This is a genomic window from Streptomyces hainanensis (genome assembly GCF_004348415.1).
GTDB lineage: Bacteria > Actinomycetota > Actinomycetes > Streptomycetales > Streptomycetaceae > Streptomyces > Streptomyces hainanensis.
Map to the genome: position 1 here is coordinate 1 of NZ_SMKI01000355.1, position 8371 is coordinate 8371.

The following is an 8371-nucleotide window of genomic DNA, read 5'->3' on the forward strand; positions in this document are numbered from 1 at the left end:
GGGCGGCACGGTGGGCGGCTCGCCGCCGGCGGGGCGGGTTCCGCCGGTCCAGGCCGAGCCGTCCCACCACCGCTCCATGGTGGGCCCGCCCTCGGTCTGGGCCGGATCCCGGTACCAGCCGGGAGGCGTCGTCATGCTCACGGAGTGAACTTGCCACAGCTTGGCCCACGAGGCCACCGTGCGTGGCCGGTCGAACGCCCGCCGCGGGGGCGCCGCGTGGTCAGAGCGGGGTCACATAGGCGCCCGAAATACCGCCGTCCACCAGGAACTCGGCGGCGTTGACGAAGGAGGCGTCGTCGCTGGCGAGGAACGCGACGGCGGCGGCGATCTCCTCGGGCTCCGCGAACCGGCCGGTCGGCACGTGCACCAGGCGGCGCGCGGCGCGCTCCGGATCCTTGGCGAACAGCTCCTTCAGCAGCGGGGTGTTGACGGGGCCGGGGCAGAGCGCGTTGACCCGGATGCCCTCGCGGGCGAACTGCACGCCGAGCTCGCGGGACATGGCGAGCACGCCGCCCTTGGACGCGGTGTAGCTGATCTGGGAGGTGGCGGCGCCCATCACCGCGACGAAGGAGGCGGTGTTGATGACGGAGCCGCGCCCCTGCCGGCGCATGTGCGGGATGACGGCCTTGCAGCACAGGTAGACGGAGGTGAGGTTGACCTCCTGGACCCGGCGCCAGACGTCGAGTTCCGTGGTGAGGATGGAGTCGTCGTCGGGGGGCGAGATACCGGCGTTGTTGAACGCGACGTCGACGGCGCCGTAGGCGTCCACGGTGGTCCTGAAGAGCGCCTCGACCTGCTCGGCGTCGGTGACGTCGGCGTGCACGTAACGGCCGCCGGTCTCGGCGGCGGCGGCCTCGCCGCGTTCGGCGTCGACGTCGGCCAGGACCACGGTGGCGCCCTCGGCGGCGAACCGGCGGGCGGTGGCGAGGCCGATGCCGCTGGCGGCTCCGGTGATGACGGCGGTGCGGCCGACCAGCCGGCGGGGTGTCGCTGGGGTCTGGGTCACTGCGGGTCCCTTGGGTCGTGGCGGTGGTTCCGGTTCGGTCGGACGGGGAGGTCAGGCGTCCGAGGCGAGGAAGACGTTCTTGGTCTCGGTGAACGCGACCAGCGCGTCGGGGCCGAGCTCGCGGCCGAACCCCGACTGCTTGAAGCCGCCGAAGGGCGTGGCGTAGCGCACGCTGCTGTGGGAGTTGACCGAGAGGTTGCCGGCGGCGACGCCTCGGGAGACGCGCAGCGCCCGGCCGAGGTCGCGGGTCCAGACGGATCCGGCGAGGCCGTAGTCGGTGGCGTTGGCGAGCCGGACGGCCTCGTCCTCGTCGTCGAAGGGCGTCACGACGGCGACCGGTCCGAAGATCTCCTCGACGGCGGCGCGCTCGCCGGCCTGGTGCGCCTCCAGGACGGTGGCCGGGTACCAGAACCCGGGTCCCGCCGGGGCCCGGCCGCGGATCGCGGCCGGCGCGTCCTCCGGCACGTAGGAGCGCACCCGCTCCCGCTGGGCGGCCGAGATCAGCGGGCCCACGGCGGTGCCCTCGTCGGCCGGGTCGCCCACGACGACGGCGTGCACGGCGGGTTCGACGAGGGCGAGGAAGCGGTCGTGGACGGAGCGTTGCACCAGGATGCGGCTGCGGGCGCAGCAGTCCTGGCCGGTGTTGTCGAGGAAGGATCCCGGCGCGCTGGCGGCGGCGCGTTCCAGGTCGGCGTCGGCGAAGACGATGTTGGGGCTCTTGCCGCCGAGTTCGAGGGTGACCCGCTTGACGGCGGCGGCGCAGTGGGTCATGACGCGCTTGCCGGTGGTGGTGGAGCCGGTGAAGACGATCTTGGCGACCCCCGGGTGGGTGACCAGGGCCTCGCCGGTGCCCGGGCCGTCGCCTGGCAGCACCTGGAAGAGGCCCTCGGGCAGCCCGGCGGCCAGGGCGAGTTCGGCGAGCCGCAGCGCGGTGAGCGGGGTGGTCTCGGCGGGCTTGAGCAGCACGGCGTTGCCGGCGGCGAGCGCGGGGGCGGCGCCCCAGGCGGCGACGGGCATCGGGAAGTTCCAGGGGGCGATCACGCCGACGACGCCCAGCGGCTCGTGGAAGGTGACGTCGAGGCCGCCGGCCACCGGGATCTGCCGGCCGGTCAGCCGCTCGACGCCGCCGGCGGCGTAGTCGAGCAGGTCGCGGACGTTGCCCGCCTCCCAGCGGGCGTTGCCGATCGGGTGGCCGGCCTCCCTGACCTCGATCCCGGCCAGTTCCTCGCGCGCCGCGTCCACCTCGGCGGCGAACCGGCGCAGCAGCCTGGCCCGGTCGCCGGGGGCGGCCGCCGCCCAGCCGGTCTGGGCGGCGGCCGCCCGGCGCACGGCCTCGCCCACCTCGGCGGGGGTGGTGACGGGGACGGTGGCGATGGTCTCCTCGGTCGCCGGGTTGACGATGTCGTGCGCCGGCGGCGTGGTCTGCACGGTGCGGCTCGCTCCTCGCTGCGGGGTTCGGTGATCAGAGGCGTTCGAAGGAGCGGAACCGCTCCCAGTCGGTGACGGCGCCGTCGTAGGCGTCCTGCTCGATCCGCGCCATGTTGTGGTAGTGCTCGACCACCTCGTCGCCGAAGGCGGCGCGGGCGACGGCGCTGTCGCGCCAGAGCGCCGCGGCGTCGCGCAGGGTGGCCGGCACCCGCTGGGCGTCGCCGGTGTAGGCGTTGCCGGCGCAGGGTTCGGGGAGTTCGAGGCCCTGCTCGACGCCGTGCAGGCCGGCCGCGATCATGGCGGCGACGGCGAGGTAGGGATTGACGTCGCCGCCGGGCAGCCGGTTCTCCATCCGCAGCGAGGGGCCGCGGCCGACGACCCGCAGCGCGCAGGTGCGGTTGTCCACGCCCCAGGCGACGGCGGTGGGGGCGAAGGAGCCGGCCCGGAAGCGCTTGTAGGAGTTGATGTTGGGCGCGTGGAACAGCGACAGCTCGCGCAGCGTGGCGAGTTGACCGGCGAGGAACTGACGCATGGTCGGCGACATGCCGTGCGGCTCGTGGGCGTCGGCGGCCGCGAAGACCGGGCGGTCCTCGGCGTCGCGCAGCGAGAAGTGGATGTGGCAGGAGTTGCCCTCACGCTCGTCGTACTTGGCCATGAAGGTCAGGGCGACGCCCTCCTGGGCGGCGATCTCCTTGGCGCCCGTCTTGTAGACGGCGTGCTGGTCGCAGGTGGTGAGCGCGTCGGCGTAGCGGAAGGCGATCTCGTGCTGGCCGAGGTTGCACTCGCCCTTGGCGGACTCGACGACGAGCCCGGCGCCGGCCATCTCGTTGCGGATCCGGCGCAGCAGCGGCTCGACGCGACCGGTGCCGAGCACCGAGTAGTCGACGTTGTACTGGTTGGCCGGGGTGAGGTCGCGGTAGCCGGCGTCCCAGGCCCGCTCGTAGCTGTCCCGGAAGAGCAGGAACTCCAACTCGGTGCCGGCGTGTCCGGTCCAGCCGCGGTCGGCCAGCCGGTCCAGCTGCCGGCGCAGGATCTGCCGCGGCGAGGGGGCGACCGGGCTGCCGTCGTGCCAGGCGAGGTCGGCGGTGATCATGGCGGTGCCCGGGTGCCAGGGCACCCGGCGGAGGGTGTCGGGGTCGCCGCGCATGGCGAAGTCGCCGTAGCCGCGCGCCCAGGAGGACATCGCGTAGCCGTCGACGGTGTTCATGTCGGTGTCGACGGCTAGCAGGTAGTCGCAGCCCTCGCTGCCGTTCCGCCAGACCTCGTCGAGGAAGAACCGGGCGGCGAACCGCTTGCCCTGGAGGCGGCCCTGCATGTCGGTGAAGGCGAGGACGACGGTGTCGATCTCGCCGAGGTCGATCAGGCCCCGCAACTCCTCGATGGACAGCGGTGGTGTGCGATCCCACACGGTCACGGCCTCCTGTCGGTTCCGCCAGGGGCCATAAGGTAGCGGCGCAGACCATTGATTGGGAAGTAGGTCCGATGGACGACCAGGTCGGCGGCCGGGGCGGCGGAGCCGAACGGCTGACGGCGGTGCTGCGGCCGGTGCGCGCCGGCAACGGCTTCGAGGAGGCGCTGGAGCAGATACTCCAGGTGCTCCGGCTCGGCCTGGTGCCGGCCGACGAACGGCTGCCCGCGGAGCGCGAGTTGGCGGCCCGGCTCGGGGTGAGCCGGGTGACGTTGCGCGAGGTCCTGAAAGTGCTTCAGGACGAGGGTCTGGTGGAGAGCCGGCGCGGCCGGTACGGCGGGACGTTCGTCTGTCGGCGGCCGTCGCCCGCCGGCGACGCCGGGCGGGCGGAGCTGCGGAGGCGGATCGCGGACGTGGACCTGGAGGACGCGCTGCGGCTGCGCGAGGTGCTCGACGTCGGCGCGGCCGGCCTGTGCGCCGCCGAGCCGCCGGGCACCGAGGGCGCGGCCCGGCTGCGGGCGGCGCTCGCCGCCACCGAGGAGGCGGCGCCGGCGGACTACCGGCGGATGGACACCGCCCTGCACCTGACGCTGGCCGAGCTGTCGGGCTCCCCTTCGCTGGCCGCCCAGTACGCGGCGGTGCGGGCCACGGTGAACGACCTGTTGGACTGCATCCCGTTGCTGGTCCGCAACCTGGGGCACTCGCAGGCCCAGCACGCGGCGCTGGTGGCGGCGGTGTGCGAGGGGGACGCGGACGGGGCGCGGGAGATGATGCGCGAGCACTGCGCGGGAACGGCGGCGCTGCTCCGCGGCTTCCTGGCGTGAGCCCGCCCGCCCCGGCCACCGGGCGCGACCACCCGGCCCGGCCGCCCGCCCCGCGGCCGTAACAGCCCTTTTACGCACGGGGGGTTGCGCGGCGCACACCCCACCCGCAAAGGTGTGCGCCCATACCATTCGTGCCCCTCGTGGGCGGCACGTCAGGAGCGGCCCATGACCGAGCAGACCGAGCCAGGCACCGCACCGCCGTCCGGCACCGAGCCGCCCTCGCCCGAGGACGCCTATCTGCGTCGCCGGGCGCTGCGCACCGGCAGCGCCGGGCCACTGCTGCTGACCGGCCTCGGTGTCGCCTACGTGGTCTCGGGCGACTACGCGGGCTGGAACTTCGGCCTGGCCGAGGGCGGCTTCGGCGGCCTGGCCATCGCCGCGGCGCTGATGGGCATCATGTACACCTGCATGGTGTTCGCGCTGGCCGAGTTGGCCGCCGTGCTGCCCACGGCCGGCGGCGGCTACGGCTTCGCGCGGCGGGCACTCGGCCCCTGGGGCGGGTTCCTGACCGGCACGGCGATCCTGATCGAGTTCGTGCTGGCGCCCGCCGCGATCGTGATCTTCATCGGCGACTACGTGGAGTCGCTCGACCTGTTCGGACTCGAGTCGAGCTGGCCGGTCTACCTGGGCTGCTTCGTGGTCTTCCTGGCCATCCACCTGTGGGGCGTGGGCGAGGCGCTGCGGTTCAGCCTGACGGTGACGGTGATCGCGGTGGCCGCGCTGCTGGTCTTCGTGGTGGGGGCGCTGGCCGACTTCAGCCCGGGTTCACTGGACGACATCCCGGTGGACGACGGGGCGTTCGGCGCGAGCTCCTGGCTGCCGTTCGGGCTGCTCGGCATCTGGGCGGCCTTCCCGTTCGGCATGTGGTTCTTCCTCGGCGTGGAGGGGGTGCCGCTGGCGGCCGAGGAGACCAGGAACCCGGCGCGCACCCTGCCCAGGGCGATGGCCTGGGCGATCGGGGTCCTGCTGGTGCTCGCCCTGCTGACCTTCCTGGCCGCCACCGGGGCGCGGGGCTCGGCGGCGGTGATGGACGCCGGCAACCCCCTGGTGGCGGCGCTCGAACCGGAGGGCGAGACGACGGCGTTGAGCCGCTTCGTGAACTACGCGGGCCTGGCCGGCCTGGTGGCGTCCTTCTTCTCGCTGGTCTACGCGGGCTCCCGACAGCTGTTCGCGCTCTCCAGGGCCGGCTACCTGCCGCGCTTCCTCTCGCTGACCAGCCGGCGCAGGTCGCCGTATCTGGGCCTGCTGATCCCCGGCGCGCTGGGCTTCGCGCTCGCCGCCGCCACCGGCGACGGGGCGCGGATGCTGAACGTGGCGGTCTTCGGCGCGACGATCTCGTACGCGCTGATGACGCTCTCGCACATCGTGCTGCGGCGCCGCGAGCCGACGCTGCCCCGGCCCTACCGCACCCCGGGCGGCGTGCTGACCTCGGGGATCGCGTTCGTGCTCGCGCTGGCGGCGCTGGTCGCGACGTTCCTGGTGGACCGGGACGCGGCGTTCATCGCGCTCGGCGTGTACGCGGTGGCGGCTGCCTACTTCGCCTTCTACAGTCGGCATCGCCTGGTGGCCGCCGCGCCGGAGGAGGAGTTCGCCGCCCTGGCGGCGGCCGAGGCCGAACTGACCCGGGACTGAAGGGAGTCGGCGGTATGGCGCTGCCGCTGATCGGGATCAGCACCTATCTGGAGGACCGGACGCGGTGGGGCGTGTGGGAGAAGCCGGCGGCGCTACTGCCGGCCGGCTACCACCGGCAGACGCAGCGGGCCGGCGGCCTCGCCGTCCTGCTGCCGCCGGACGGCACGCCGGACGCGGCGGCCACGGCGGTCGCCCGCCTCGACGGGCTGGTGATCTCCGGCGGACCCGACGTGGATCCGGCCCGCTTCGGGGCCACCCGCGACCCGCGCACCGGATCGCCGGCGCCGGAGCGGGACGCGTGGGAGCTGGCGCTGATCGAGACGGCACTGACCGCCGGGCTGCCACTGCTGGGGATCTGCCGGGGCATGCAGCTGCTCAACGTGGCGCTCGGCGGGACACTCAACCAGCACGTCGACGGCCACCAGGGTCCGCCGGGCACCTTCGTCGACCACGAGGTCACACCGGTGCCCGGCAGCCGGCTGGCCGCCGTCCTCTCCCCCGCGCCGCTCGCCGTCCCCACCCACCACCACCAGTCGGTGGCCGAACTCGGCACCGGTCTGACCGCCACCGCGCACGCCGTGGACGGCACGGTCGAGGCGCTGGAGCTGCCCGCCTCAGCGGCGTTCGCGCTGGCCGTCCAGTGGCATCCGGAGGCGGCCGACGACCCCCGCCTGCTCCGCGCCCTGGTCACCGCCGCCGGCGGCGGCGGCTGAGCCGGCCGCGAACGGCCGTGGGCCGTGGGGCACCGCCCACGACCCACGGCCCACGAGCCGGCGTCGGCCGCTAGCTCCGCGAGCCGGCCGGCTCGGCGTCGGCGTCGGCGCTCACCACCTCCGCCTGCCCGGACGCCTCGCGGCCACCCGGCATCAGCCGGGCGAACCAGTGCGAGCGGCCCGCGACCAGCGGCGCGACGACGGCCAGGATCAGCACGTAGCCCGCGATGAACGGCGAGAGCCGCTGGTCGAGGCCGGCCGCGGCCGCCATGGTGGCCAGGATCAGCGCGAACTCGCCGCGCGCCAGCAGCGTGGTGGCCACGTTGGCCGCCGGCTTCGGGCCGAAGCCGTAGATCCGCGCCGTGAAGACGCCGGCCAACAGGTTCATCGAGACGGTGATCACTATGGCGATCAGCACCGGCCAGATGACGGTGGGCAGGTCACCCGGGGCGATCGACAGGCCGAAGCCGAAGAAGAAGATCGCGGCGAAGGCGTCCCGCAACGGGTGCACCAGGTCCCGGATCCGGTCGCCGGAGGTGGTGTTGCCCAGGATCAGGCCGACCATGAAGGCGGCGATGGCGTCGGCCACGCCGAAGGTCTCGGCGATGCCGGAGATCAGGACGGCCGCGCCGAGGAACGAGATGACCAGCAGCTCGTTGTCCTTGATCGCGAACAGCTTGCCGATCAGGCCGGTCCCCCACCGGGCCGCGACGGCCAGCACCAGCAGGAAGCCGAACGCCTTGCCGATGTCGACGGCCATGGCGCCGAGGTCGTCGGCCCCGGAGATCACCGGTTGCAGGGCCGCCAGGTAGAGGGCGAGGAAGATGTCCTCGACCACGATGATGCCGAGGATCGGCTTGGTCTCCGGGCTGCCGATGCGTCCGAGGTCGACCAGGATCTTGGTCACGATGGCGGAGGACGAGATGCCGAGCACGCCGGCGAGCACCAGCGCCTCGGAGGTACCCCAGCCGAGCGCGAAGCCGAAGCCCAGGCCGGCGCCGACGTTCAGCGCCAGGTAGGTGCAGCCGGCCACGGCCATCTTGCGGCCGCCGGTCTTGAGGTCGTCCATGTGGAACTCGAGACCCAGGTAGAACAGCAGCAACACCAGGCCGAGCGCGGACAGCATCTCCAGGTCGTGCGGATCGTCGAGCAGCACGAAGCCCGGAGTGTTGGGGCCGAGGAGTATCCCGGCCAGGATGAACAGCGGAATCGTGGGCAGGCCTATGCGGCTGCCGAGGCGGGCGAGGATGGCGGCGGCCACGAAGGCGCCGCCCATGGCGAGCAGGGTGTCGGCGTGTCCCATGTGATCACCCGCACCGGGTGGGGCTGAGAGACAGGAGCGAACGGGGGCCGGGTCGGG

Annotated in this window: 8 protein-coding genes; 3 read left to right on the plus strand and 5 right to left on the minus strand. The window is 73.7% G+C overall.

Annotated elements, in window-relative coordinates; genetic code table 11:
* The 4 genes from E1283_RS26665 to E1283_RS26680 all read right to left on the minus strand — a co-directional run.
* The coding region (locus tag E1283_RS26665; protein WP_425086234.1) for a DUF2510 domain-containing protein at positions 1-135 on the minus strand (135 nt) is incomplete at its 3' end.
* 85 nt (positions 136-220) lie between these two features.
* A complete protein-coding gene (locus E1283_RS26670; protein WP_132820708.1) occupies positions 221-1006 on the minus strand; it encodes a 3-oxoacyl-ACP reductase in 786 nt (261 codons plus the stop codon).
* Between the two features lie 51 nt (positions 1007-1057).
* The gene (locus tag E1283_RS26675) at positions 1058-2434 is read right to left on the minus strand and encodes an aldehyde dehydrogenase family protein (RefSeq protein WP_132820709.1); all 1377 of its coding nucleotides are present in this window, start codon (positions 2432-2434) and stop codon (positions 1058-1060) included.
* Positions 2435-2468: 34 nt separating this feature from the next.
* Positions 2469-3842: a glutamine synthetase family protein gene (locus E1283_RS26680; RefSeq protein WP_132820710.1), complete on the minus strand. Its 1374-nt coding sequence runs from the start codon at positions 3840-3842 to the stop codon at positions 2469-2471.
* 74 nt (positions 3843-3916) lie between these two features.
* Here E1283_RS26680 and E1283_RS26685 point away from each other — a divergent pair, with 74 nt between their 5' ends.
* The 3 genes from E1283_RS26685 to E1283_RS26695 all read left to right on the plus strand — a co-directional run bounded on the left by E1283_RS26685 (position 3917) and on the right by E1283_RS26695 (position 7011).
* Positions 3917-4666 carry a FadR/GntR family transcriptional regulator gene (locus E1283_RS26685; RefSeq protein ID WP_132820711.1) on the plus strand — a complete coding sequence of 250 codons (750 nt, stop codon included), beginning with the start codon at positions 3917-3919 and terminating at the stop codon, positions 4664-4666.
* Positions 4667-4831: 165 nt separating this feature from the next.
* Positions 4832-6298 (plus strand): ethanolamine permease, encoded by a 1467-nt coding sequence (gene eat / locus E1283_RS26690; protein WP_132820712.1) that lies wholly within the window; start codon positions 4832-4834, stop codon positions 6296-6298.
* Positions 6299-6312: 14 nt separating this feature from the next.
* The gene (locus E1283_RS26695; protein WP_132820713.1) at positions 6313-7011 is read left to right on the plus strand and encodes a gamma-glutamyl-gamma-aminobutyrate hydrolase family protein; all 699 of its coding nucleotides are present in this window, start codon (positions 6313-6315) and stop codon (positions 7009-7011) included.
* Positions 7012-7081: 70 nt separating this feature from the next.
* Here the strand turns inward: E1283_RS26695 and E1283_RS26700 are convergent, their stop codons facing one another.
* Positions 7082-8287 (minus strand): cation:proton antiporter, encoded by a 1206-nt coding sequence (locus tag E1283_RS26700; protein ID WP_132820714.1) that lies wholly within the window; start codon positions 8285-8287, stop codon positions 7082-7084.
* Between the last annotated feature and the right edge of the window lie 84 nt (positions 8288-8371).

Excerpts from the sequence above, each read along its gene's own strand:
- E1283_RS26685 (WP_132820711.1), top strand. The coding sequence starts at position 3,917 with ATGGACGACCAGGTCGGCGGCCGGGGCGGCGGAGCCGAACGGCTGACG.
- eat (WP_132820712.1), top strand. The coding sequence starts at position 4,832 with ATGACCGAGCAGACCGAGCCAGGCACCGCACCGCCGTCCGGCACCGAG.
- E1283_RS26695 (WP_132820713.1), top strand. The coding sequence starts at position 6,313 with ATGGCGCTGCCGCTGATCGGGATCAGCACCTATCTGGAGGACCGGACG.
- E1283_RS26700 (WP_132820714.1), bottom strand. The coding sequence starts at position 8,287 with ATGGGCGGCGCCTTCGTGGCCGCCGCCATCCTCGCCCGCCTCGGCAGC.